19 protein-coding genes and 1 pseudogene are annotated in these 24598 nt (G+C 71.6%); 12 read left to right on the top strand and 8 right to left on the bottom strand.

Annotated elements, in window-relative coordinates; translation table 11 throughout:
- Positions 1 to 8 precede the first annotated feature (8 nt).
- The 5 genes from ACN27F_RS23025 to manA all read left to right on the top strand — a co-directional run bounded on the left by ACN27F_RS23025 (position 9) and on the right by manA (position 5161).
- The gene (locus ACN27F_RS23025) at positions 9 to 878 is read left to right on the top strand and encodes a hypothetical protein (RefSeq protein WP_421436754.1); all 870 of its coding nucleotides are present in this window, start codon (positions 9 to 11) and stop codon (positions 876 to 878) included.
- A 164-nt stretch (positions 879 to 1042) separates the two neighbouring features.
- Positions 1043 to 2419, top strand: a complete 1377-nt coding sequence (locus tag ACN27F_RS23030; protein ID WP_421436756.1) for a phosphomannomutase/phosphoglucomutase — start codon at positions 1043 to 1045, stop codon at positions 2417 to 2419.
- A gap of 91 nt (positions 2420 to 2510) precedes the next feature.
- Positions 2511 to 2696: a Trm112 family protein gene (locus tag ACN27F_RS23035; RefSeq protein ID WP_421436758.1), complete on the top strand. Its 186-nt coding sequence runs from the start codon at positions 2511 to 2513 to the stop codon at positions 2694 to 2696.
- Complete coding sequence (locus ACN27F_RS23040; RefSeq protein WP_421436760.1) at positions 2696 to 3904, top strand: SIS domain-containing protein; 1209 nt, start codon at positions 2696 to 2698, stop codon at positions 3902 to 3904. The genes ACN27F_RS23035 and ACN27F_RS23040 overlap by 1 nt, the downstream gene beginning before the upstream one ends.
- Positions 3905 to 3940: 36 nt before the next feature.
- Positions 3941 to 5161 (top strand): mannose-6-phosphate isomerase, class I, encoded by a 1221-nt coding sequence (gene manA, locus ACN27F_RS23045; protein ID WP_421436762.1) that lies wholly within the window; start codon positions 3941 to 3943, stop codon positions 5159 to 5161.
- A gap of 520 nt (positions 5162 to 5681) precedes the next feature.
- On the opposite strand, the gene ACN27F_RS23050 is transcribed toward manA, so the two are convergent.
- Positions 5682 to 6806, bottom strand: a complete 1125-nt coding sequence (locus ACN27F_RS23050; RefSeq protein WP_421436764.1) for an RDD family protein — start codon at positions 6804 to 6806, stop codon at positions 5682 to 5684.
- A 16-nt stretch (positions 6807 to 6822) separates the two neighbouring features.
- Here ACN27F_RS23050 and ACN27F_RS23055 point away from each other — a divergent pair.
- A pseudogene (locus ACN27F_RS23055) lies at positions 6823 to 7671 on the top strand (stage II sporulation protein M); the annotation flags it as partial.
- 193 nt (positions 7672 to 7864) lie between these two features.
- On the opposite strand, the gene ACN27F_RS23060 reads toward ACN27F_RS23055, so the two are convergent.
- Genes ACN27F_RS23060 through ACN27F_RS23080 form a run of 5 tightly spaced genes read right to left on the bottom strand, consistent with a single transcriptional unit; the run spans position 7865 to position 13344 of the window.
- Positions 7865 to 9247: a DUF58 domain-containing protein gene (locus ACN27F_RS23060; protein WP_421436767.1), complete on the bottom strand. Its 1383-nt coding sequence runs from the start codon at positions 9245 to 9247 to the stop codon at positions 7865 to 7867.
- Positions 9248 to 9264: 17 nt separating this feature from the next.
- Positions 9265 to 10260, bottom strand: a complete 996-nt coding sequence (locus tag ACN27F_RS23065) for an AAA family ATPase (protein WP_421436769.1) — start codon at positions 10258 to 10260, stop codon at positions 9265 to 9267.
- Complete coding sequence (locus tag ACN27F_RS23070) at positions 10257 to 11669, bottom strand: DUF4350 domain-containing protein (RefSeq protein ID WP_421436771.1); 1413 nt, start codon at positions 11667 to 11669, stop codon at positions 10257 to 10259. Before ACN27F_RS23070 ends, ACN27F_RS23065 begins: the two co-directional genes overlap by 4 nt.
- Positions 11666 to 12466, bottom strand: coding sequence for a DUF4129 domain-containing protein (locus ACN27F_RS23075; RefSeq protein ID WP_421436773.1), 801 nt, complete (start codon positions 12464 to 12466; stop codon positions 11666 to 11668). The genes ACN27F_RS23070 and ACN27F_RS23075 overlap by 4 nt, the downstream gene beginning before the upstream one ends.
- Positions 12463 to 13344 (bottom strand): hypothetical protein, encoded by an 882-nt coding sequence (locus ACN27F_RS23080; protein ID WP_421436775.1) that lies wholly within the window; start codon positions 13342 to 13344, stop codon positions 12463 to 12465. Before ACN27F_RS23080 ends, ACN27F_RS23075 begins: the two co-directional genes overlap by 4 nt.
- A 171-nt stretch (positions 13345 to 13515) precedes the next feature.
- Here ACN27F_RS23080 and mtrA point away from each other — a divergent pair, with 171 nt between their 5' ends.
- The 5 genes from mtrA (at position 13516) to hpf (ending at position 19540) form a co-directional block, all read left to right on the top strand.
- The gene (gene mtrA / locus ACN27F_RS23085; RefSeq protein WP_421436778.1) at positions 13516 to 14205 is read left to right on the top strand and encodes an MtrAB system response regulator MtrA; all 690 of its coding nucleotides are present in this window, start codon (positions 13516 to 13518) and stop codon (positions 14203 to 14205) included.
- Positions 14206 to 14296: 91 nt separating this feature from the next.
- Positions 14297 to 15970, top strand: a complete 1674-nt coding sequence (mtrB, locus tag ACN27F_RS23090) for an MtrAB system histidine kinase MtrB (protein ID WP_421440407.1) — start codon at positions 14297 to 14299, stop codon at positions 15968 to 15970.
- Positions 15967 to 17802, top strand: a complete 1836-nt coding sequence (locus ACN27F_RS23095; RefSeq protein WP_421436781.1) for an LpqB family beta-propeller domain-containing protein — start codon at positions 15967 to 15969, stop codon at positions 17800 to 17802. The genes mtrB and ACN27F_RS23095 overlap by 4 nt, the downstream gene beginning before the upstream one ends.
- 5 nt (positions 17803 to 17807) lie before the next feature.
- Positions 17808 to 18530 (top strand): ComF family protein, encoded by a 723-nt coding sequence (locus ACN27F_RS23100; RefSeq protein WP_421436783.1) that lies wholly within the window; start codon positions 17808 to 17810, stop codon positions 18528 to 18530.
- A 299-nt stretch (positions 18531 to 18829) separates the two neighbouring features.
- A complete protein-coding gene (gene hpf, locus ACN27F_RS23105; RefSeq protein WP_421436785.1) occupies positions 18830 to 19540 on the top strand; it encodes a ribosome hibernation-promoting factor, HPF/YfiA family in 711 nt (236 codons plus the stop codon).
- An 88-nt stretch (positions 19541 to 19628) separates the two neighbouring features.
- Here hpf and ACN27F_RS23110 read toward each other — a convergent pair whose 3' ends face one another.
- Positions 19629 to 20756 carry a GNAT family N-acetyltransferase gene (locus ACN27F_RS23110; RefSeq protein WP_421436787.1) on the bottom strand — a complete coding sequence of 376 codons (1128 nt, stop codon included), beginning with the start codon at positions 20754 to 20756 and terminating at the stop codon, positions 19629 to 19631.
- Between the two features lie 193 nt (positions 20757 to 20949).
- Here ACN27F_RS23110 and secA point away from each other — a divergent pair, with 193 nt between their 5' ends.
- Complete coding sequence (gene secA / locus ACN27F_RS23115; RefSeq protein WP_421436790.1) at positions 20950 to 23871, top strand: preprotein translocase subunit SecA; 2922 nt, start codon at positions 20950 to 20952, stop codon at positions 23869 to 23871.
- A gap of 13 nt (positions 23872 to 23884) precedes the next feature.
- On the opposite strand, the gene ACN27F_RS23120 is transcribed toward secA, so the two are convergent.
- Positions 23885 to 24595: an Rv3235 family protein gene (locus tag ACN27F_RS23120; protein WP_421436792.1), complete on the bottom strand. Its 711-nt coding sequence runs from the start codon at positions 24593 to 24595 to the stop codon at positions 23885 to 23887.
- Between the last annotated feature and the right edge of the window lie 3 nt (positions 24596 to 24598).

Here is a 24598-nt window from a genome sequence, read left to right on the forward strand (position 1 = left end):
AGGCTGACATGTCGGTACGGCGTACGGCGGCCCGGCTGACGATGGTGCTCGTGCTGACCGGCGGCGCGGCGGCGTTCGCCGCGTCCCCGGCGTACGCCCAGGACGAGCGGGTGCAGATCAGTCTGCCGGGCAGGTTCAACGCCGGGGAGACGGCCGGCGGGATCACGGTCAAGGTCACCAAACGCACCGACGGGTGCGTGGCGGTGCGGACCTCGCTGGCGATCCGGCTGCCCGGCGCCACCCCGGACCTGGTGGCGGTGCAGGCCCGCATCGACGACGACTGGGTGAGCGTGCCGATCTGGGCCGACGGCGGTGGACTGCTGCTCACCGACCGCACCGCGCCGGAAAAGGACGAGTTGTGCAAGGGCAAGAGCCGTTCGGTCCGCTACCGGATGGCGTTCCTGGCCGGTGCGCCGGCCGGCACCGCGAACATCGTCGGTGAGGCGTACACCGCCGGCGGTGAACTGCTCGGCCGGGCGGCCGGGGCGAAGAAGGTCACCGGCCGGCTCGCTGGCACCTACCAGCCAGGCCCGCCGACCCCGTCGCCGAGCGAGGAGCCGACTCCGGAGCCGGCCGCGGCTACCCCGCAGCCGAGCGAGGCACCGGCGCTCGCGGCGCCGGACCAGGACCTGCTGGCCGCGGCCGGCACCGGCGGCGGGCCCGGTTCCGACGACGGGTCCGGGATCGGCACCGGGGTGATGGCCGCCGGAATCGGCATGGTCGCCATCGGCGTCGCTCTGCTGGTGCTGCTGATCCGCCGGGGGCGGCCGAGCCGGTTGGGCCGCTCGGGCTCGCCGGGACAACCGGGCTCCGGTGGCGGCAACGGTTCCGGTGGGGACGGTGGGGCGACCATGCTGCTGCCCCGAATCCGGCGCTGACCAGCGGGAATCGTCTCGCAACCGGTGCCGGACGGACTGCCTGTACGGCAGCAGGATGAACATCGTACGGCTGGAGGATGGACCGCCTGCCTTGGCCGAGAGCGCTGCCCGACGCTCCGTTACCCTCACTCGTGTTGGCATCAGCCCGGCTGAGGAGCGAGACCTTGTCTGACTTGTCCAAAATCGTCAAGGCCTACGACGTCCGTGGTACCACTCCCGACCAGCTCAACGAGGCGGTCGCCCGGGCTATCGGCACCGCGTTCGTGCAGGTGCTGACCGAGCGCGGCGACAAAGCCGACCGGATCGTCATCGCCCACGACATGCGGGAGTCCTCCCCGGCGCTCGCCGAAGCCTTCGCCGCCGGCGCCAACGCCGTCGGCGCCGAGGTGCTGCACGGCGGGCTGGCCTCGACCGACCTGCTCTACTACGCCTCCGGCGCGCTGGACCTGCCCGGCGCGATGTTCACCGCCAGCCACAACCCGGCGCAGTACAACGGCATCAAGATGTGCCGGGCCGGGGCGGCACCGATCGGGCAGGACTCCGGGTTGACCGAGATCCGCGACCGGGCGCAGGCGCTGCTGGACAGCGGGGACGTGCCGACCGGTGAGCGGCGGATCGAGCGTCATGAACTGCTCGCCGACTACGCCGCACACCTGCGTACCCTCGTCGATCTGGCGCGGATCCGGCCGCTGAAGGTGGTCGTCGACGCCGGCAACGGGATGGGCGGCTACACCGTGCCCGCCGTACTCGGCGACAGTGTACTGCCGGCGCTGCCGCTGACGATCGTGCCGATGTACTTCGAGCTGGACGGCTCCTTCCCCAACCACGAGGCCAACCCGCTGAACCCGGAGAACATCGTCGACCTGCAGAAAGCCGTCCGCGAGCACAACGCCGACCTGGGGCTGGCGTTCGACGGTGACGCCGACCGCTGCTTCGTCGTCGACGAGCGCGGCGAGCCGGTCTCCCCGTCGGCGATCACCGCCCTGGTCGCCACCCGGGAGCTGGCCAAGCATCCGGGCGAAGTGGTCATCCACAACCTGATCACCTCCAGCGCCGTACCGGAGATCGTCCGGGAGAACGGCGGCGAGCCGGTGCGGGCCCGGGTCGGCCACTCCTTCATCAAGGCCGAGATGGCCCGCACCAACGCGGTCTTCGGCGGCGAACACTCGGCACACTACTACTTCCGGGACTTCTGGTTCGCCGACACCGGCATGTTGGCCGCGATGCACATGCTGGCCGCGCTGGGCGAGCAGGACAAGCCACTGTCCGAGCTGGCCCATGAGTACGAACGCTACGTCGCCTCCGGCGAGATCAACTCGACGGTCACCGACCAGCAGGCCAAGCTGGCCGAGGTGAAGGCCGCGTACGCCGGTGCGGACACCGACGAGTTGGACGGGTTGACGGTCCGGTTCGACGACGGCGCCTGGATCAACCTGCGGGCCTCCAACACGGAGCCGTTGCTGCGGCTCAATGTGGAGGCACCAAGCACCGAGCGGATGGTCGAGCTGCGTGACAAGGTGCTCGCACTGGTCCAGGGCTAGCAACGGCAGCCGGCGCCGCGCGCGGATAGGATCTTCGCGGGCCGGTACGGGCACCACCGCGCCGGACCCCCGGACTGGAAGGAGCCGCCTGATGGCCCTGGATTCGCAACTGCTGGAGATCCTGGCCTGCCCGGACACCCATCACACCCCGCTGACCTACGACGCGGCGGTGCAGACGCTCGCCTGCTCCGAGTGCTCGCGGGTGTTCGAGGTCCGTGACGGCATCCCGGTGCTGTTGCTGGACGAGGCCCGTGGCGGCCCCGGCAAGGACAACTGATGGCGGCCGTGCCGATCGACGGGGCATCGGGGGTGGTGGGCCGGCGTCTCGCCGACGAGTCTCTGCTCGACGACGCGGACGCGCTCTCCGACGCCGACCCCGGCGGCATGCTGCGGTTCACCGCCTCCGCCGGCGCGCAGGTGCGCGAGGCGGCGGCGCTGACCGCCGAGGCCAACCTCGGGGTGCTCAGTGATGAGGGCCGGCCCCGGGCGGTGGTCATCGCCGGTATCGGCACCGCCGGGCGTACCGGTGACGTGCTGGCCACGGTGGCCGGTCCGCGCTGCCCGGTGCCGGTCATCGCGCATCGCAGCGCCGGCGTGCCCGGCTGGGTCGGTGCCGCCGACGTCGTCATCGCGGTCAGCGCCTCCGGACGCAGCCCGGAGGCGCTCGGCGCGGCGCAGGCGGCCGCCCGGCGCGGTGCCCGGCTGGTCGCCGTCGGTGCGCCCGACTCGCAACTGCAGTCGGTCGCCGAAGGGGTACGTGCCCCGTTCATTCCGGTGCCACGCCGCGCCCCGGCCAGGGCCAGTCTGTGGGCGCTGACCGTGCCGGTGCTGCTCGCCGCCCGGGCGCTGGGCCTGGTGAAGGTCAACGAGGCGGATCTGGCGGAGACGGCGGCCCGGTTGGACGCGGACGCGGAACGTTGCCGTCCGGCCGCCGAGTCCTTCGTCAACCCGGCGAAGACCCTCGCGATGGGCCTGGCCGGGTCGGTGCCGATCGTCTGGGGGTCGTCGCCGGTCGCGGCGGTGGCCGCCCGTCGGTTCGGCGACACGCTGTCCACCAACGCGCGATACCCGGTGGTCACCGGCGCGCTCGGCGAGGCCGGCCGGGGCCGGGTCGGGCTGCTCGACGGCGTCTTCGGCGGGCTCGGTGAGTCCGGTCGGGACATCTTCGCCGACCCGGAGGACGAGGTGGAGACGCCGACCAGGCTGCGGCTGGTGCTGTTGCGTGACGGCGGGCTGAACCCGGAGGACGAGGCCGACGAGCCACTCGCGGTCGAGGAACGGCGGGCGGACGCGGTGGAGGAGTTGGCGGACCGGCGCGGCGTACGGTGCGACACCATCACCGCCGAGGGCGGCTCGGCGCTGGAGCGGCTCGCGTCGCTGATCGCGGTCCCCGACTTCGCCTCGGTCTACCTCGCGCTGGCCCACCATCTCGATCCGATGGCGGTCCCGGCGGTCAGCGAGATGAAGGAACTGTCCACCGGCTGACAAGGGTGCCGATGGACCTCAGCTGAGGGGTGCCGGTTGGAACTGCTGACCAGCCAGATCCGGGACTACGCCTGGGGGTCGCGGACCGTCATCGCGCAGCTGCAGGGCCGTCGGTCGCCGGCTGACGGCCCGGAGGCGGAGCTGTGGCTCGGCGCCCACCCTGGTGCACCCTCCACGGTGCAGCGGGACGGGGCGCCGGTCAGCCTCGCCGACCTGATCCGCCAGGATCCGCGCGGCTGGCTCGGTGAGCAGACGGCAGCCAGGTTCGACCACCGACTGCCGTACCTGATGAAGATCCTCGCCGCGCAGACCCCGCTGTCGTTGCAGGCCCACCCGGACGCGGCGCAGGCCCGCGAGCGCTACGCCGCGCAGCAGGCGGCGGACAAGGCTGCGGATCCGGCGGGTGCCGGGGCAGGCGGCGTGCCGCGCACCTACGCCGACCCGTACCACAAACCCGAGCTGCTGGTCGCGATCGGTCCGTTCGACGCGCTCTGCGGGTTCCGGCCGGCGGACCGGTCCGCGGCGGTGCTCGCCGAGCTGCGGATCGACGCACTCGAACCGGTGGTGAAGGGTCTGCGTACCGGGACCGGCGGGCTGCGTGACGCGATGGAGACGCTGCTGGGTTGGCCGGCGGCACAGCGTGCCGAGCTGGTCGCGGCGGCGGTCGCGGCGGCGGAACACCTGCCGGCGCAGTACGCCGCCGACGCCGACCTGTTGCGCAGGCTGGCCGCCCATTACCCGGCCGATCCGGGCGTGCTGGTGGCACTCCTGCTCAACAACGTCACCCTGGCACCCGGTGAGGCGATCTGGATGCCGGCCGGAAACCTGCACGCCTACCTGTGCGGTGCCGGGGTGGAGATCATGGCGGCAAGCGACAACGTGCTGCGCGGCGGGTTGACCCCCAAGCATGTCGACATCGCCGAGTTGCTGCGGGTGTTGCGCTTCGAGGTGCTCGACGACCCGGTGGTACGCCCGGAGCCGGTCGCCGAGGGGATCGTCACCTGGCCGGTGCCGGCCGCCGAGTTCGTCCTGCATCAGGTGGTTCTCGACGGGGCGCTGCCGCAGGTGACGCTGCCGGCCGCCGGACCGCGTCTGGTGCTCTGTCTGCGGGGCGGGATCTCGGTCGACGACGGGGCAGGGGCAGTTGCCGTCGCGCCGGGACGCGCCGCGATCGGGTCGGCTCGGGACACGCCGCTGGTGCTGTCGGGTGCCGGCGAGGCCTATGTCGCCTCGGTCAACCTTGACCTGCGCAGCTAGGCGGTAAGGCCGGCCCGGCAGATAGGGCCTACCAGCAGGCGGGTAGCTGGCACGCCGGGTGGGTGGGGCCAGGTGGGGCGGGTAGCCAGCACGCGGGGCGGCCGGGCGCGCGTCCGCTCCGCTCGCCGTACAGCCGCCCCGCGTATCCCCCCGGTTTGGTTCCCCCGCGCGTCAGCGTGACGATTACGTGACGCGACGTAGTCGTAGATTTGCAGTGCGTAGCCATGCTGTCAAGCTGATCCGGAAATTACCGACTCGTGGCGTGTCGCGGTCGGGGTGGTCAGCGTGGTGGCCGACTGCCTGATCGGCTACCCGGTCGGACCCAGGTCCAGATGCAGTATGCGAGCCAGCCAACCGCGAGACCGGTGGCCAGGGGACGCAGACCGATCGCGTTCAGCAACATGATGATCGCGAGTACGACCAGCCACGGAATGAAGGCCTTCACCGCACCGATGCTGCCACAACCGATGCCCATCCGGCCCATCCGGCCCGTCCCGACCAGGCACGATCGTCGCTGCCGTCAGGCTGGCCGGTCGTCGTCGGCGGGTGTCGAGCGGTCCGGACGTCCGGTGAGCGTGCTGGCTACCGGTGGTCGCCGGATGCCGGTCCAGTCCGGCTGCTCCCCGGTCGACGCCAGCCATGGCGGTCGCGGCCAACTCTCCCGTGGCCACTCGGGTCCGCTCGCCCCGGTCGTCCCCGGCCCGTCGACACTGCGTTGGCCCGGTGCCGCCGCTTGCACCGGTGCCGCCGCCCGTACCGGGGTGTGGCCCGTCGCCCGGCTCATCACGGCGCGGGCAGGGGTCAACCGGGCAAGCTCCGGCCAGAGCGCGGCGGTCAGCGCCCGGGTCCCGGCGAGCCGCTGCGCCGACCGTCGATGTCGCTCGGCCAGGACCGCCGCCAGGTACGCCCATCCCGGTACGCCGGCCGGTGGCGGGGGAGCGGTCACCTGCGCCACCTCGGCCGCCAGCATCCGTACCAGCTCGGAACGGGCCGGCTCGACGAAGCCGTGCCCGCGGGCGAGCAACTGCCGCACCGACAGCGCCAGCCCGTCGTCGAGCCTGGTCAGGTCGAGCGTCCGGGCCCATGCCGCCAGCGCCGGTGGCATGCCGGGCACCCAACCCCAAGACGCCGGCGTACGGTCGTGAATCACGATCGTGCCGGCCGCCAGATCGCCCAACCGCTTGCCGTTGCTGGTCGCCAGCATGGTGACCAGGCTGGCCAGCCAGGTCAGCGGAGGCATCAGCAGGCCCGGCCATTCGGCCGCTACCCCGACCAGACTCCGGGCCAGCGCATGCCGCAACCGCAGCCGGGTGCCGTCGTCGCGAACCACCCGGATCCCGACCGCCAGCTTGCCCGCGGTGCGGCCGTTGCCCAGCGTCTCGCACGCCACCGGGTAACCGACCAGGACCAGGACCGCCCCGATGGTGAGCAGGGCCTGGCCGAGAGCCTCGTCCACCTCGACCGAGGTGCGCACGGCGGCCAGCGTGGACCCGGCGAGGAGCACCAGGAACAACGCGAGCAGCCCCTGGACCAGCAGGTCGATCAGCAGGGCGAGGACCCGGGAGCCGACCCGGGCCAGACGTACCTCGACCTCGACGGCCTCGCCGCTGACCAGCGTGGTGCCCCCGGATGTCCGCCCGCTCACCCTGCCAGTGAACACTATGGGTCGGGAGGTGGCGGTGGACCTCGATGCGTACGTGGCCGAGCACGAACCGCAGTGGCGTCGGCTTGAGCAGCTGGTACGTGGCTGGCGACTGTCCGCGGCGGAAGTCGACGAGTTGGTCGCGCTCTATCAGCGCGCCGCCACCCACCTGTCGGTCGTCCGCAGCCGGTCACCGGATCCGGCCCTGGTGGCCCGGCTGTCCCGGCTCGTGCTGGCTGCCCGGTCCCGGCTCGTCGGCGGGCGGGCGTTGTTCTCCTGGACGCGCGTCGGCAGGTTCTGCACGGTCGAGTTTCCTCAGGCGGTGTTCCGGGCCGCGCCGTGGTGGGGTGCGGTCGCGGTCGGGTTCTGTACGTTGACCGGCTTCCTCATGTACTGGGTAGCGGAGCATCCGGACCGGGCCCGGCTGCTGATCGGGCAGGAAGCGGCGGCCGAGTTGGCCGAGTCGAGCTTCGCCGGCTACTACACCCGGTACGCCCCCGGGAACTTCGCCGCGCAGTTGGTCACACACAACGCCTGGCTGGCCGCGCAGTGCCTGGCCGCGGGCGTACTCGTGCTCCCGGTCCTCTACCTGCTCTGGGTCAATGCGCTCAATCTCGGGGTGACCGGCGGGATCATGATCGCCTATGACCGCGCCGACGTGTTCTTCGGCCTGGTCACGCCGCACGGCCTGCTCGAACTCACCGGGGTGTTCATCGCGGCCGGGGTCGGGCTGCGCATCGGCGGGGCGTGGATCTCACCGCCGGTGCACCTGCGGCGTGGTCAGGCAGTGGCCGAGGCCGGGTTGTCGGGTGTGGTGGTCGCGCTCGGCCTGGTCGTGTTGTTCGCGGTGGCCGGGCTGATCGAGGCCTTCGTGACTCCGGCGCCGTTGCCGGCCTGGCTGCGAGTGTCGATCGGCGCCGTGGCCTGGCTTGCCTTCCTGTGGTACGTCCTCGCCCTCGGCTCCCGCCGCCCCTTTGCCTCCAAGATCGGCGCGGCCGAGCAGACTCCGGGCCCGCACCACACCCGGCAGTCCCCGGTGTGGGGCGGTCGAGGTGGCGGAGTCAGAGACGGCCGAGGAGTTTCAGATGCAGGTAGATGTCGGCGAGTCGGCTGGCGAACGCGGGTGCCGGCGCGTCCATCACGAGCACGCCGTGACGGCTCAGCGCCGCAGCTACCCGATCGCGCTCGGTGATGGTGCGCCACGCCGCCGCGGCCGCGTACACGTCGTCGATCTCGCGCACCGGAGTGGTGGTCAGGTCCGTCAAGGCCGGATCCCGAACGGCGGCCACCACCACCTGATGACGGGCGGCGAGCCGGGGTAGCACCGGTAGCAGCCCGTCACCGAGGGCACCCGGCTCCAACGCGGTGCAGAGCACCACCAGCGCACGCTTGCGTTCCCGGCGCAGCACCTCCCCGGCGACGAGCTCGAAATCCGTCTCCACCAGCGTCGGCTGCAGCGGAGCCAGCGCGTCGACCAGCCGTGGCAGGAGAACCTGGCGGCCCGCGCCGGCGACCGCCGCCCGGACCGTGGCGTCGACGGCCAGCAGATCCACCTGGTCGCCGGCGCGGTGCGCCAGCGAGGCGAGCAGCAACCCGGCGTCGATCGCCACGTCCAGCCGGGTCTGGTCGCCGATGCGAACCGCCGCCGTCCGGCCGGTGTCCAGGACCACGACCACCCGCCGGTCGCGTTCCGGGCGCCAGGTCCGCACCAGCAGGTCGGTCCGCCGGGCGCTGGCCCGCCAATCGATCGACCGTACGTCGTCGCCGACGACGTACTCGCGCAGGTTGTCGAACTCGGTGCCCTGCCCCCGTCCCCGGGCCGCCCGCATCCCGTCAATGACCCGTAGCCGTGCCACCTTCTCCGGCAGCAGTCGCCGGGAGTCGAATCGCGGGAGTACCCGCAGCGTCCATCGCGGTGTGGCCGGCCGCTGGTGGTGCTGCCGGAACGCCAGCCGCAGCGGGCCGAAGGAGCGGACACCGACCGGGCCGGCCAACCGGTCCCCGTGCCGGGTGGGGGTGAGCACGGCCGGTAGCGCAGCGGTCTCGCCAGGGGCCAGGTCGACGTGCCAGACCACCCCGGCGACCGGCACCGGGCCGGACGACGAGGCATGGGCGCGAGGGCCGGGGCCGGACGGGACGACGGGGTCGGCGCCGGGGCGGGCGGTGGCCGACGGTGGCCAGGCATCGCGGAGCTGGGCGCGCAACTGACGCCGCGAGCCGTTGCGTAGCCGCAGCGTCACCGTTGCCGAGCCACCGAGCCAGCAGGTCCGGTCGCCGTCGCGGCGCAGGGCGAGGTCCCGGAGCGGGGCGGCCATGGCCACGTCGACCGAGGCGAGCGCGACCACCGTGCCGGTCACCACGATCAGCCCCAACCACGGCTGCGGCCACCAGGGCAGGGTGGCCGCACCCAGACAGAGCAGGGCGGCTACGCGCCAGGTCACCATCGCTACCCGCCGGCCGGCTAGCGCGGCGCCGGTACGGTGGTCAGCACCGCGTCGAGCACCCCGTCCGCGGTGATCCCTTCCAGTTCGGCCTCGGGCCGCAACCGTACGCGGTGGCGCAGAGTGGCCCGGGTGACCGCCTTGACGTCGTCCGGGGTGACGTATTCGCGTCCGCCGAGCCACGCCCAGGCCTTCGCGGTGCCCAACAGCGCGGTGGTGCCCCGCGGCGAGGCACCGAGCTGGAGCGCGGGCGAGGTCCGGGTGGCCCGACCCAGGTCCACGATGTAGCCGAAGACCTCTTCGCTGACCCGCACCCGCCCGGTGGCCGCCCGGGCCGCGTCGAGATCGGCCACGCCGGCCACCGGGCGTACGCCGGCCGCGCCCAGATCGCTCGGATCGAATCCGCCATGATGGGCGCGTAGGACGCCGAGTTCCTCGTCCCGGCTCGGCAGCGGCACGGTCAGCTTCAGCAGGAACCGGTCGAGCTGCGCCTCGGGCAGCGGATAGGTGCCTTCGTACTCGATCGGGTTCTGCGTCGCGGCCACGATGAACGGCACCGGCAGCGCCCGGCGGCTGCCTTCCACCGAGACCTGGCGCTCCTCCATCACCTCCAGCAACGCGGACTGCGTCTTGGGCGGGGTCCGGTTGATCTCGTCGGCGAGCAGCAGGTTGGTGAAGACCGGGCCTTCCCGGAAGGTGAAAGCCGCGGTACGCGGGTCGAACACGAGCGAGCCGGTGACGTCGCCGGGCATCAGGTCGGGAGTGAACTGCAGGCGCTTGGCGTCCAGGTCGAGCGCTTCGGCGAACGTCCGGACCAGCAGCGTCTTGGCCACCCCGGGGCCGCCTTCGAGCAGCACGTGCCCGCGGCAGAGCAGGGCGATCAGCAGGCCGGTCACCACCGCGTCCTGGCCGACCACGACCTTGCCGACCTCGAGCCGCAGCCGGTGCAACGCGGCCCGGGCGTCGTCGTCGCCGGCTGTCACGGTCGGCCGGCCGACCGTGTCGGGTTGGCTCACCGCTGTTCTCCTTCGCTCGCTGATGGGCTACGGGGCGCCGGCAACCCGGCGGCTGTCGGCCCGACGGACGGCTGACCGGCGGACGGCTGACCGGCGGACGGCTGACCGGTGCCGGTCAGGGTAGCCAGCTGCTGTGTCAGGTGGAGCAGCTCGGCATCGGTGCTCGGCGGTGGACCGTACAACAGCATGTCGATGTGATCACGTGGCCGGCCGCTGCGTTTCGCCACGGCCCGGACCACGTCGGCCGCGTGCGCCTCGGTCGGCAGGCCGAGCCGCCGGGCGAGCCGGTCCAGCGTGGCGGTACGCAGGATCCGTGCGGCCGGTTCGCGGGCTCGCGCCCGGCGGTAGAGGCTTGCGCGACCGAGTACGGTCTCCGCCGCCGCCACCGTCACCGGCAGAGGTTCGGCGACCGGCGGTCCCAGCCGACGGGCTCGCCACATCGCCAGCGCGAGGGCCGCGACGGCGAGCTGCGCCAACAGCGCCCAAAACCATGCCGGGAACGCTGCCAACAATCGGTTCGGCGCTCGATCCGGGGCCGCCTGTTCGCGCTGTTCACGCTGAACTGATCCGCCGGGCAGCTGTGGCCCGGACGCGGAATCCGAACCGGGCCCCGGGCTCGTGGTCGGCCCGTGGGAGGCCGACGGCTCTCCCGGCCGCACCGGCTGGCCGGGGACCACCGGCGGCGTGTCCGGTCCGTCGAGGTCCAGCCAAACCACCTGCGGACGGGTACCGAGCAGGGCGGTGGCGAACCGGACGTTGCGGTGCTCGTCGATCCGATCGTTGCGGAACGGGTCGCTGGCACCGGCCACGACCAGCTCCACCTGTCCCCACAGGACCCGGGCCAGGCCCGCGTCGTAGCAGAGGTGGAACCGGTCCGGGTCCGTCTCCGGCGGTGCCACGTACCGCTGCCGTACCGTCGCCGCCGGCCCGACCGTGGCCACCTCGGACAGCCGACAGGGCTGTCCCCGCTCGCCGGGGCCACTGGCGGTGGCCGCCCACCGTCGGGCGGCGGGTACCACCGGCACCGGGTTACCGTGCAGCTGCCGGGCTGGCGGATCGACCAGCAATATCCGGGTGGTCGCCGGCAGCCGCGCGAAGACCTGCAGGTAGTCACGGTGGATGAGAGTCGGGGCGGGGACGAAGACGGTGGTCGGTCCCTGCCGGGCGGCGGTAAGGGCGTCCGCGGTGCGGTTGGCCGTCCGTACCGCTATGGCCCGCTCGCGCAAGGCCGCGGCGAGTTCGCTGCCGCCGTCGTGGCCGGCGTTGGCCGGCGACAGGAAGCCGGGCCGGGTGGGATCCGGATGCGCCAGCTGGTACGCCACGGCCGTGCCGGTGAGCAGCGCGCCGACCACCGCGAACGGGATTGCCAGCCGTAGCCAGCGCCGCCGACGGTCGCGCCTGGCGGTCACCACCGTGTCGCCGCCGTCCCATCGGGCTGTCCAACTTCGGGCGAGCCGGCGCGCGGATCACGACTGGCCAACGCGTGTCGCAACAGCTTGGTGAGTTCCTGCATCCGCCGGTCGTGGACGGCTTGGGCGGGCCGCTGTCCGTACCACAGGTCGGCGTGGAGCCGATCGGCCTCTACCAGGGCGGGGCGGGCGCCGGGCACCACTCGGGCAGCGGCGTCGGTCAATTCGGTGGTGGTCCGGCCGGGCTGGTTGGCGGCCAGGCCGTGTTCGGTGATCTCCCGCAGGATCCCCCGCAGACGCTCACGAACCGCCTCGGCGTACCGACCCTGCGCGGCCAGCAGGTCGGCGAGCTCGTCGCCGGCGCTACCCGCGATCCTCTGGTCCGTCCCGTTGCCGTCCGGCGGGTCGACGCCCGGTGGGTCGCCGGCCGGCGCGGCGGTGCGCGCCGCCGCGCTTGGCCGGTTCTTCGTCCCGACCCGCTGCCGCCGGCGACGATCCCGCCACCGTTGCCAGCGGCGTGCCAACGCCCGCCACCAGAGGTTGGGCCCCCGAAGGCTGGGACGCCCCCAAGGGCTGGGCCGCCCCCAGAGGCTGGGAAACGATCGGGCTGGCCACCACCGCAACCGCGGTAGTGACCACCAGCGTGGCCACCGCGACCACCAGCGTGGCCACCAGTACCAGCCGGCGCCGATCAGCCCGGCGCCGCTCACCAACAGCAGCAGAGCCAGTGGCAGCGGCACCAGATCGCCGACCGTCGCCACGAGCTCGGTCCACCAGCGGCTGACCTCGGCCGTCATCTGCTGGGCACCAGCTGATCTGCCGTGCGACGGCTGCCCGACGTGCGGGCCCGACGCAGCCGGATGTCCAGACCTTCGGTGCGGATCCTGGTCTCCACGTGCAGCAGGGCATCCAGACAAGCGAGCGCCGGATAGGCGATGGCGTTGATCGCGGTCCAGCCGACCAGGCTCGCCGCCGCGAGCCACCTCGCCTGCCCGTCGAGTGATCCCGCTTCCAGCAGCGTCAGCGCACCGAACCCGAGACCGGCCCGCACCGCCAGCCAGACCAGGTAGCCGAGGATCCGGATCAGCCCGGCGCGTAGGCCGGCCCGGCAGGCGAGCGCGGTGGACCGGGACAGCGACTGCCACACCGGCACCCGGTCGAGCACCAGCGCCGGGACGGCGAGTCCGAGCACCGCGTACGCCACGAACCACACCGGGCCGGCCAGCGCCGCGCTGAACATGACGACCCCGCCGGCACCGGCGACGAGCACGACGGCCGCGCACCGGCTGCCCCGAGGGTCGAGCAGCCGGTGCGCGGGCAGCCGGTGGCCCAGCGCCGCCGCGCCGGCCGCCCGGGAGGCGAGCCCGCCGAGCAACGCGATCAGCACCATCTCGCAGGCGGCCCCGGTAGCGAGCAGAAGCCAGTAGATGTCGAGCCGGTGCCAGGTGGGCAGGTAGGCCGGCGGGCTGACGCCGGCGGCCGTACGCAGCGGAAGCAGCACCAACTGTTCGGCGAGGGCGCCGAGCGCGCCGGCCGGCAGCAGCACCGGCGCGTAGCCGCGCAGCAGCGCGACCGCCGAGTCGAGTAGTTCGCCGGTGGTGAGCGGGCGCAGCGGCAGTACGTCGGACGGGCAGGCGTCGACCACGCTCGTGTCCGACGGGCCGGCGTGGTCCACGCGTACTCCTGATCGCCGCGGTTGACGGTGTTGCCGGAGGTGACTGACGGTGCGCATGCGGCGCCAGCATCCCATCGTGACACGCGGTTCCGTCGGAGGCCGGCCAGGGCCGGACGAGCAACCGGCGGTGGCGGTGCCGTGCGGTTCGCGGCGGGATGAAATATTGGTCGCATGAGAGCCCGCGTGCTGGTTGTCGATGACGATCCCGCCCTGGCGGAGATGATGGGTATCGTGCTGCGCAGCGAGGGCTTCCTGCCGTCGTTCGTGGCGGACGGCGAGCGGGCGCTCGCCGCGTTTCGCGACAACCGGCCGGACATCGTGCTGCTCGACCTGATGCTGCCCGGCATGAGCGGGATCGACGTCTGTCGGGCGATCCGGTCGGAATCCGGCATCCCGATCGTGATGCTGACCGCGAAGAGTGACACCGTCGACGTGGTTCTCGGCCTGGAGTCCGGTGCCGACGACTACGTGGTCAAGCCGTTCAAGCCCAAGGAACTGGTGGCCCGGATGCGGGCCCGGCTGCGCCGGGGTGAGGACGTGGCCCCGGAACTGCTCACCATCGGGCCATCAGGCAACCAGATCACCATCGACGTGCCCGCCCACACGGTCAGCCGTGACGGCGACGAGGTCAAGCTGACCCCGCTGGAGTTCGACCTGCTGGTGGCGCTGGCCCGCAAGCCGCGGCAGGTCTTCACCCGCGAGGTGCTGTTGGAGCAGGTGTGGGGTTACCGGCACGCGGCCGACACCCGGCTGGTCAACGTGCACGTTCAGCGGTTGCGCGCCAAGATCGAACCGGATCCGGAGCGACCGGAAATCATCCTCACCGTCCGGGGCGTGGGCTACAAGGCGGGTACGGGCTAGCCTGGTCTGCACTGTGGCTGGCCGATTCCGTACCGCGACCGTTCTACGCACCCGCGCGCTGAGGGCTACCCGCCCGGCGCGGGAGCTGGCGCTGGCCCGGTTCCGGGCGCTGGTCACGGTGGTCCGGGGGACGTGGCGGCGGTCGTTGCAGCTGCGGGTCGTCACCATCACCCTGGTCGCCTCCGGCCTGCTGGTCGGTGGCTTCGCGTACATGGTGGCCTCGCAGAGCACCAATATCCTGCTGGACCGGGCCCGGGAGGACGTCAAGCGCCGGCTGGAGCACGGCGGGGACTACGCCGCCGAGCAGATGAGCGTGCACCCGCAGTACTTCGACCCGCAGGTCCGGGTCACCTTCGAGCAGACGGTGGCGAACCTGGCCGGCGGCGAGCCGGACCAGGTGGGCGGGGTGGTCGTGGTGATGACGGCGAGTAGCTATCCGCTCATCCAGCCGGCCATCTCGCCGGCGGCCGACGTCAGCGGCATGATCACCCCGGAGCTGGCCCAGCACGTCGGTTCCGGTGCCCAGGCGCACCAGATCCGCTCCGGCGATCTCGGCGAGGGCCGGCTGAAGTACCTGGTGTACGGCTCCCCGGTGCCGACCAAGTTCGGCCAGGTGGAGCTCTACTACCTGGCCCCGTTGACGACCCAGGACCAGGCGGCCAACCAGATCCGGGCCACCGTGCTGATCACCGGACTTGCCCTGGTGATGCTCCTCGGCCTGCTGGCCGCGTTGGTCACCCGGCTGGTGGTGACACCGGTACGGGTGGCGGCGCGCACCGCGCAGCGGCTGTCGGCCGGTCTGCTCGACCAACGGATGGTGGTCGACGGCGAGGACGATCTGGCGATGCTCGCCGCCTCGTTCAACCAGATGGCCACCAACCTGCAGCGGCAGATCACCCGGCTGGAGGAGATGTCCCGGTTGCAGCGCCGGTTCACCTCCGACGTCTCGCACGAGCTGCGCACCCCGCTGACCACCGTACGGATGGCGGCCGACCTGCTGTTCGCCGAGCGCGACGGCTTCGACCCGGCGGCCGCGCGCAGCGCCGAGCTGCTGCAGACGGAACTGGACCGCTTCGAGAGCCTGTTGACCGACCTGCTGGAGATCAGCCGGTTCGATGCCGGGTTCGCGGTACTGGACTCGGAGCCGACCGACCTGGTGCCGGTGGTCCGGCGGGTGGTGGACCGCTTCGACGGGTTGGCCGAGCGACTCGGCGTACGGGTGGATCTGCGGCTGCCGTCGACGCCGGTGATCGCCGAGGTGGACCCGCGCCGGGTGGAACGGGTGCTGCGCAACCTGATCGGCAACGCGGTCGAGCACGGTGAGGGCCAGCCGGTCGTGGTCACGCTCGGCATGGACGACACGGCGGTAGCGGTCACCGTGCGTGATCACGGGGTGGGTCTGCGGACCGGAGAGGACAAGCTGGTGTTCAACCGCTTCTGGCGGGCGGATCCGTCCCGGGCGCGGCAGACCGGTGGGACCGGGCTCGGTCTGTCGATCAGCTTGGAGGACGCCCGACTGCACGGTGGCTGGTTGGAGGCGTGGGGTGCGCCGGGGCAGGGCGCCCAGTTCCGGCTCACGTTGCCGGCCCGTGCCGGTGACCGGCTGGTGTCCTCCCCGCTGCGGCTGATGCCGGAGGATCTTCCGGCCGATGGTTCGCAGTCGGCTGTCGCGCCGGCTGGTGAACCGCAGTCGGTCGTCGCGCCGCTGGCGACAGTGCCTGAACAGGCTGCCGGTGATCCGGCGGCGGCGGGAGCCCGGAAATGAGTCCGTCCCGGCTGCGCTGGTCGGTCGTGATTGCGGTGCTCGCCACCGTCGTGCTGCTGGGTGGCTGCGGCATCCCGGAGAACACCGATGTGCGGGTGGACGGGCAGGGTCCGGCACCGGGACTGCCGAGTGGCGGCGAAGGCGCGCAGACGCCGGCGTCGCGGCTCGACGAACGCAACAACACCGAGACGTTCGTGCTCAACTTCCTGCAGGCCGCCGCGGTCGAGGCGGAGCGGGCGGTGGAGCAGGTCCGCGAGTTCGTGGCGCCACAGCATCGGGCGGACGTCAAGGAGCCCAATCCCGAGGTCGTGCTGACCGTGGTGCGGCTGCGGGAACGCCCGCAGATCACCCGCGCCGAAGCCGGCGTCGACGAGGTCGCGCTCAGCGTCCAGCAGGTGGGGCTGCTGCGCCCGAACGGTGCGCTGGAACCCCTGCCGGCGCAGGCCTCCGAGTTCACCGAGTACACGTTCCAGGTCGGCGGGGTCGGTGGGGAGCAAGGTAAGTTCATCCTCAACCCGCCGCAGGTGCTGCTGCTCAGCGAGGAAGCGTTGAAGACGTTCTACTGGCAGCGCACGATCTACTTCTGGGACACCAGCCAGCGGGCCCTCGTGCCGGATCTACGCTACCTGCCGGTGGCGGTGCCGCGCGAGCGCCAGCGCACCGTCCTGCTCGAGTCGTTGATCAGCGGTCCGTCGACCTGGATCGCGCCGGCCGTCCAGGCGCTGCCCAGCGGGACCCGTTCGGGCGGCAACGTGCCGGACACCGGTGACCGGGTCAAGGTCACGCTGACCGCGGAGGCCATGCCGTCGAACGATCCACGTCAGCTCGACCGGTTGGCCGCCCAGCTGATGTGGTCGCTGTGGCCGGACTTCGGCAACGATCTGGAGTTGACCATCCAGGGGCAGAGCCCGCAGGTCTACCGGGGCGCCGACCTGCTCGCCATGAACAGCACCCAGGCGTTGCTGGAGACGCCCGAGCGGTTCGTCGTGTACGAGGGACGGGTGCACCGGCTGCGCAGTTCGGCGCGTGCCGGGGAAGCGGTCCCGGTGCTCACCGAGGACATCAACAAGGACGTCCGGACGGCCGGATTCACCCGTGCCGGTGGCACCACGTACGCGGCTCTCGCCGTCGCCCGTGAAGGCCGGCAGCGGCTGGTCGTCGGCTCCGCGACGGCCGCCGGCAGCAGCTTCGACACGATCTCCACCGCCTTCGACACGATCGGCCGACCGGTGTGGCTCAAGGCCCCCAACGACGTCGGCCTGGTCGTCGCGGACGGGATGCTGCATTCGTTCCGGGCGGGCAGCACGGCGATCGAGCCGGTGACGCTGCCCGGCCTCGACGGCGCGGTGGACTCGGTCGGGGTGGCACCGGACGGTCACCGGATCGCCCTGGTGGTCGCCGGAGAGTTGTACGTCGCGGCACTGAGCCGAGGCGAGCAGGTCGAGGTGTCGCCGCCGCGACGGGTGCCGACGTCGCTGTCCGACATCGCGCAGGTGGACTGGGTGGCGGAGACGTTGCTGGTGGCAGCCGGTACGAACCCGGACGGCCGGGTCACGTTGTACGACGTGACGGTGGACGGGGCCATCGAGACCAGTTCGCCCCGGGACCTCGGCGGCGCGAGCGTGACCCACCTGGCGGGATACCCGGCCAACCCGGTCAGCGGCGGCTCGGTCGGTGCCCGGATGTACGTCGCCAACGGCATCGCGTACGACCTGTTCGAGCCGAGCGAGCAGATCCGGTTGGAAGAGGTGGAAGGGGTGGATCCGGCCGCCGTCGAGGCGGAGCCGGAAGCTCCGGCCGGTAACCTCTCCGCACCCTTCTTCCTGTACTGACCGCCGTGCTCGGCGACACCTGGGCCGCGGACACCTGGGCCGCGCTGGCCGATCTCGTGCTGCCGACGGAGTGCGCCGGTTGCGCGGCGGGCCGGACCCGGCTGCGCTACGGCGTGTGCGAAACCTGCGTGGCGTCCGTCCAGCGGTTGCGGGCGCACGAGGTCCGTCCGCAGCCCGCTCCGGCCGGGCTGCCCCGGTGCGTGGCGCTCGGGGCGTACGACGGGGTGCTGCGCCAGTTGCTGCTGGCGTACAAGGAACGGGGCCGGCACGGACTGGCCCGCCCGCTGGGTCGGTTGCTGGGGCGTACGGTAGCCGCCGCCGCTGGACCGGACCGGCCGGTGCTGCTGGTCCCGGTGCCGACGACGGCTGCCGCGGTCCGGGCCCGGCACGGCGACCATCTGGCCCGGCTGCTCCGCCACGCCGTGGCCGAGCTGCGTTCCACCGGCCGGCCGGTCGCGGTGGCGAAGCCGCTGCGGGCCCGTCCCCGGCCGGACTCGTCCGCGCTGGACAGCGACGGGCGGTTCGCGGCGGCCGAGGGCGCCTTCGCGCGTCGGCGGGTCGGACTTGACATTGGCCGTGATCGCGATCCGCGACGGTGCGTAGTCGTGGTCGACGACATCATCACCACCGGTGCCACGCTGTCGACCGTCAGTCGCCTGCTCAGTACGGCAGGAGTGCCGGTGCAGGCTGTCGCCGTACTTGCCGCGACACGCCGTCGTCACCGGTAGTGAGCGGGACTGGTAGCCCGCTACCAGGGTTCTTTCGCGATGGGGAAATCTACGCGGACCGGTCTTGCCAGAACTGGTGACGTGCGGCCGTCAGCGGGTTAGCGTGTGCACATCGGGGGTATGAGCGGTGGTTGAACAACTGCCGCAGCCGCCGTCGTTAGGCGTCCCGGAGGGAGGTGCGAAACCCGACCCGACCGGTCGATGCCGCGACAGTCCTGGCGCACCGGCCGGTCCCGAAATCACATTCCAACCGATCGTCTCGTTCAACCGATCGTCTCGATCGTTTAGGGAGGTCACGCGTGGACATCGTGGTGAAAGGCCGCAACGTCGAGGTTCCCGATCACTATCGGGCCCATGTAGCCGAGAAGTTGGCCAAGGTCGAACGGTACGACCACAAGCTGATCCGCGTTGACGTCGAGTTGTTCCATGAGCGCAATCCCCGCCAGTCGGACCACTGCCAGCGGGTGGAACTCACCTGCCTCTCGCGCGGCCCGGTGATCCGGGCGGAGGCCTGCGCCAAGGACTTCTACAGTGCGCTGGACGCCGGTATCAGCAAGCTCAACACCAGGCTGCGCCGCGCCGCCGACCGGCGCCGGGTACACCGCGGCCGGCATGCGCCGGTGTCGGTCGCCGAGGCGACCGCCGGGCTGCCGACCGCCGGCCTGAACGGCTTCGCACCGCTTCCGCCAACCGTGCCGGAGGAAGCCTCGACGTCCGTGGCGGTACTTGACCGCGCGGCCCAGGATTTCACCCATGACCAGCGTGATTCTGCCCACGACGAGCAGGATTTCCAGTACGACGAGCAGGACGACCAGCCGTGGCACATCGTCCGGGAGAAGGAACACCCGGGTGATCCGATGACGATCGACGACGCGCTGTTCCAGATGGAACTGGTCGGACACGACTTCTATCTGTTCCTGGACAAGGAATCCGGCCGGCCGAGCGTGGTCTACCGCCGCAAGGGCTACGATTACGGCGTTATTGCGCTAGGTGAGCCAACAACTACTTGACGTTGATTCTTTGGGTCGACCAGAGCCGCCGGCACCCGCCACTGACCGAGGGTGCCGGCGGTGCCCGGTGTGGCCGAGACCGGCGCGCTCACCTGTCGTCGAGATCGGTCGGCAGCAGGGAGTACTGGATGCTGTCGTCGCGGACGCCGTCCGGACCGGGCAGTTGCGCCCGTTGCCGCCCTTCGTTGTGGAACCCGGCGCGCTGCAGTACCCGCTGCGAGGCGGTGTTCGTGGGCAGCGTGCCGGCGAGCAGCCGGGCGATGGTGGTGTTGTCGAAGAGCCACCGGGCGAGCAGCCGCACCGCCCGGGAGGTGTAGCCGCGTCCGCGCCACCGCGGCAGCAACGAGTAGCCGAACGTTGCCTCCCCGATCTCCGGGCTCGAGTAGTGCAGGCCCAGTTGCCCGGCCGGGGTACCGGTGACCGCGTCACAGATGACCACGTCCATCCGGCGGCCGGTCAGCCACTTGCCCGGTGCTTCGGCGCACCGCGACGCGATCGAGGACCGGGTCGGCGTCACCGGCGGGACCGAGGTCGCCACGACGTCGGGCAGCGTCTGCAGGCGGTACGCGAAATCGGCGTCGTCCGGCCCGAGTGGGCGTAGCCGTACCACGCCGTCGGACAGCTGCCCGCCGGGCAGGTCCGGCAGCACTCGTGGAGTCGGACCGGGTGGGTCGCCGGCCACCCTGGCCCACACCGCCAGGTCGTCCCGCTGCGTGGTCGGCGACTGACCGGGTCGGCTGGCGGCGCCGCGGCGTACCCCTTCATGGGTGAAGCCGGCGGCCAGCGCCACCCGCTGACTGACCGTGTTGGTGGCGTCGGTGAGCAGCTCGACCCGGCCGAACCCGCAGCGCAGCGCGTGCCCGGTGGCCGCGACGGTGGCCGCCGTGGCCGCTCCTTTGCCACGGGCCCGGGGCACGACCCAGTAGCCGACCTCGATCTGACCGCGCTCGGGTACCGGACGGCTCAACCCGACACAGCCGAGCAGTTCGTTCGAGGCGACGTCGGCGACCGCCCACGCCGCACCGCCGGCGGACCAGGCGGCGGCGACGCCCTCGGTGATCCATCGCATCGCGTGTCCGGCGGTGTACGGGCAGGGCATTCCGGGAATGAAATGCTGGGTCAGCGGGTCGTTGCAGCCGTCCACGACGGCCGGTGCGTCGTCGGGCAGGAACAATCGCAGCCGTACGCCGGCTTCGACGATCTCGACAGGTTTCACCCGGCAATCCTGGTCCACCGGGCCATCCTGGCGCAGCTTTCGCGCAGGGCATAACTGTCATGCCCGGTGAGTGCTGGGCTGCTTCATCCCTTTTGCCGGTAATCCTCCCGCTGGGAAGCCGGCCGCGACTGCCGGTAACGCAGTCGATGCGCCTACGATGGGGAACGCACACCGTCTAGGGGAGCGTTGATCCGTGTCGATTCTGGAGAAGGTCCTCCGCGCAGGCGAGGGCCGCATGTTGCGCCGGCTCAAGGCGGTCGCCGCGGCCGTCAACTCGATCGAGGACGACTACGTCGACCTCACCGACGCGGAGCTGCGCGAGCTGACCGACCAGTACCGCCAGCGGTACGCCGACGGCGAGTCCCTCGACGACCTGCTGCCGGAGGCGTTCGCCACCGCCCGGGAGGCCGCGTCGCGGGTGCTCGGTCAGCGGCACTACGACGTGCAGGTCATGGGCGGCGCGGCGTTGCACTTCGGCAACATCGCCGAGATGAAGACCGGTGAGGGCAAGACGCTCACCTCGGTGCTGCCGGCCTATCTCAACGCACTGTCCGGCAAGGGCGTGCACATCGTCACGGTCAACGACTACCTGGCCGAGCGCGACGCGGCCTGGATGGGGCGGGTACACGAGTTCCTCGGCCTCACCGTCGGGGTGATCCTGCCCAACCGGCCGTCCGCCGAGCACCGGACCGCGTACCAGGCGGACATCACCTACGGCACCAACAACGAGTTCGGCTTCGACTACCTGCGCGACAACATGGCCTGGTCAAAAAACGACCTGGTGCAGCGTGGGCACAACTTCGCCATCGTCGACGAGGTCGACTCGATCCTGATCGACGAAGCCCGGACACCGCTGATCATCTCCGGCCCGGCGGAGCACTCCGCCCGCTGGTACGGCGAGTTCGCCGCCGTGGTCAAGCGGATGCAGGCCGGCAAGGACGGCGAGGGCGACTACGAGATCGACTATGCCAAGCGCACCGTGGCGGTCACCGAGCGTGGTGTGGCCAAGGTCGAGGACCGGCTCGGCATCGACAATCTGTACGAATCGGTGAACACCCCGCTGGTCGGCTACCTGAACAACGCCATCAAGGCCAAGGAGCTCTACAAGCGGGACAAGGACTACATCGTCAACGACGGCGAGGTGTTGATCGTCGACGAGTTCACCGGCCGCATCCTGCACGGTCGCCGCTACAACGAGGGTATGCACCAGGCGATCGAGGCCAAGGAAGGCGTCGAGATCAAGCAGGAGAACCAGACCCTCGCCACCATCACGCTGCAGAACTACTTCCGCCTCTACGACAAGCTCGCCGGAATGACCGGTACCGCCCAGACCGAGGCCGGTGAGTTCAACAAGGTCTACAACGTCGGCGTGGTGACCATCCCGACCCACCGGGACATGGTCCGGGTCGACCGGGCGGACGTCATCTACAAGACCGAGAAGGCGAAGTTCAACGCGGTCGTCGAGGACATCGCCGAGCGGCACGCGCTCGGCCAGCCGGTGCTGGTCGGCACGGTGTCGGTGGAGAACTCCGAGATCCTGTCCCAGCTGCTGCGCCGCCGTGGCATCCCGCACGCCGTGCTCAACGCGAAGTTCCACGCCAAGGAAGCCGAGATCATCGCCCAGGCCGGACGTAGGGGTGCGGTGACGGTGGCGACCAACATGGCCGGCCGGGGCACCGACATCCTGCTCGGCGGTAACCCGGAATACCTGGCCGCGGCCCAGCTGCGCCAGCGCGGGCTCGACCCACAGGAACACGCCGAGGAGTACGCCAAGGCGCTCGAAGAGGTCATGCCGCAGGTCAAGCAGGCCTGCTCCGCCGAGGCGGAGGAGGTTTCCTCGGTCGGTGGGTTGTACGTGCTCGGTACCGAGCGGCACGAGTCCCGACGCATCGACAACCAGCTCCGCGGTCGGTCCGGCCGCCAGGGCGACCCGGGCGAGTCGCGGTTCTACCTGTCGTTGCAGGACGAGCTGATGCGCCGGTTCCGGGCCGGGGCCGTCGAAGCGGTGATGGAGCGCTTCAACATCCCCGAAGACGTGCCGATCGAGTCCAAGATGGTGACCCGGCAGATCAAGAACGCGCAGGCGCAGATCGAAGGCCAGAACGCCGAGACGCGCAAGAACGTCCTCAAGTACGACGAGGTGCTCAACAAGCAGCGCCAGGTCGTCTACGCGGAGCGGCTGCGGGTGCTCAACGGCGAGGACCTGCACGGCCAGATCACCAAGATGATCGACGATGTGGTCGGCGCCTACGTCGATGGGGCGACCGCCGAGGGCTACGCCGAGGACTGGGACTTCGACCAGCTCTGGTCCAGCCTCAAGCAGCTGTACCCGGTGCAGATCACCGTGGAGGAGCTGATCGAGGAGGCCGGCGGCGAGCGCAGCGGCGTCGACGCCGACTTCCTGCGGGTACGACTGCTGGAGGACGCGCACTCGGCGTACCAGCAGCGGGAGGAGGAGCTCAGCGCCGACGCATTGCGGCAGCTGGAGCGGATGGTCCTGCTGCAGGTGATCGACCGCAAATGGCGCGAACACCTGTACGAGATGGACTATCTCAAGGAAGGCATCAGCCTGCGCGCGTACGCCCAGCGGGACCCGCTGGTCGAGTACCAGCGCGAGGGCTACGCCATGTTCGCCACCATGATGGACGGTATCAAGGAAGAGACCGTCGGCTTCCTGTTCAACGTCGAGGTCCAGGTGCAGCAGCCGGAGCCGGCTGCGGCACCGGCCGGCCAGGGCGGTGCCCGGATCCCGGTGCCCGACGGCGGCGCACCGGTCCAGGTACGGGCCAAGGGCCTCGGGGCCGGGCCACGTCCGCAGGGGCTGCAGTACGTCTCGCCGACCATCGACGGTGCCGCCGGCACCGACGGCGGCGTACAGGTTCAGCAGGCACCGGCCCTGGGGGTCGGGGTCCAGCAGCCGGCGCGCAACAACAACCAGGGTGGCGGCCGGGCTGCCGCGCCGGCCCGCCCGGCGACCGCCGGGCCGGCCCCGGCCGGTGGTCGCCGCGCCGCCCCCGGGCAGGCGGTCAGCAACGGGCCGTCGCGTAACGCGCCCTGCCCCTGCGGATCGGGCAAGAAGTACAAGCGCTGCCACGGCGCTCCCAACGCCGGCTGAGTCCTGCGGGCAGTCACAACACCTGGACCGCCGTGCTCAGCCAGGCGCTGGCGCGGCGTTCCAACCGGAACGCGAGCGCCCAGCTGCGGCTGCCGGTGCCGAGCACCGCGGCCGTCTCCACGACACCGTGCGTCGGTTCGCAGATCCGTATCTGGCGTACCCGGAGCAGTTCGGTTGCCCGCTGCCGACCGCTGCCGGTGATCGGCGAGCCGTCAGCCCGGGTCGGGGAGCCGTCAGCGCGGGTCGGGGAGCCAGCGGCGCGGACCGGAGGACCGTTGCGCGTGGTCGGCGCGTCGCGACGCGGACCACGGGTGCCCCGGACCACACCAGTTGGCCGACCAAGACCTCGTGCCCGGTCCACCGCGATGGCCAGTTGCCCGCAGATCGTCTGGGCATGCGCGGGATCGGCGAGCCGGCGGACATGTCCGACCGGGCGAAACCCGTTGATTATCTCGACCGTCGCGGCCAGGAACCGATGTGCCGCCTGCCGGGCTTGCGGCGACGCCCCGGCCAGCGCGTCCGGGGGCAGCGCGGCGAGCACCAGATGCTGACCTGCCCCGCCGCGCCCGGCCCCGGGCCGGGCCGCGCCGCCGGTCAGGTCCAAGGCGAGTTGTCCGCCAGGGTCGATACCGAACTGGACAGCCTCGTCGGTGAACGGTGGATCCAGCGGCGGCGCGGACCGCAACCGGATGGGTGGGCGCCGGATCCGGGTCGGCACAGTCATCCT

Origin of the sequence: Solwaraspora sp. WMMB335 (assembly GCF_049179075.1) — a bacterium.
Lineage (GTDB): Bacteria > Actinomycetota > Actinomycetes > Mycobacteriales > Micromonosporaceae > Micromonospora_E.

Excerpts from the sequence above, each read along its gene's own strand:
- ACN27F_RS23025 (WP_421436754.1), top strand. The coding sequence starts at position 9 with ATGTCGGTACGGCGTACGGCGGCCCGGCTGACGATGGTGCTCGTGCTG.
- ACN27F_RS23035 (WP_421436758.1), top strand. The coding sequence starts at position 2,511 with ATGGCCCTGGATTCGCAACTGCTGGAGATCCTGGCCTGCCCGGACACC.
- ACN27F_RS23040 (WP_421436760.1), top strand. The coding sequence starts at position 2,696 with ATGGCGGCCGTGCCGATCGACGGGGCATCGGGGGTGGTGGGCCGGCGT.
- ACN27F_RS23060 (WP_421436767.1), bottom strand. The coding sequence starts at position 9,247 with ATGGTGACCTGGCGCGTAGCCGCCCTGCTCTGTCTGGGTGCGGCCACC.
- ACN27F_RS23075 (WP_421436773.1), bottom strand. The coding sequence starts at position 12,466 with ATGACGGCCGAGGTCAGCCGCTGGTGGACCGAGCTCGTGGCGACGGTC.
- mtrA (WP_421436778.1), top strand. The coding sequence starts at position 13,516 with ATGAGAGCCCGCGTGCTGGTTGTCGATGACGATCCCGCCCTGGCGGAG.
- ACN27F_RS23095 (WP_421436781.1), top strand. The coding sequence starts at position 15,967 with ATGAGTCCGTCCCGGCTGCGCTGGTCGGTCGTGATTGCGGTGCTCGCC.
- ACN27F_RS23120 (WP_421436792.1), bottom strand. The coding sequence starts at position 24,595 with ATGACTGTGCCGACCCGGATCCGGCGCCCACCCATCCGGTTGCGGTCC.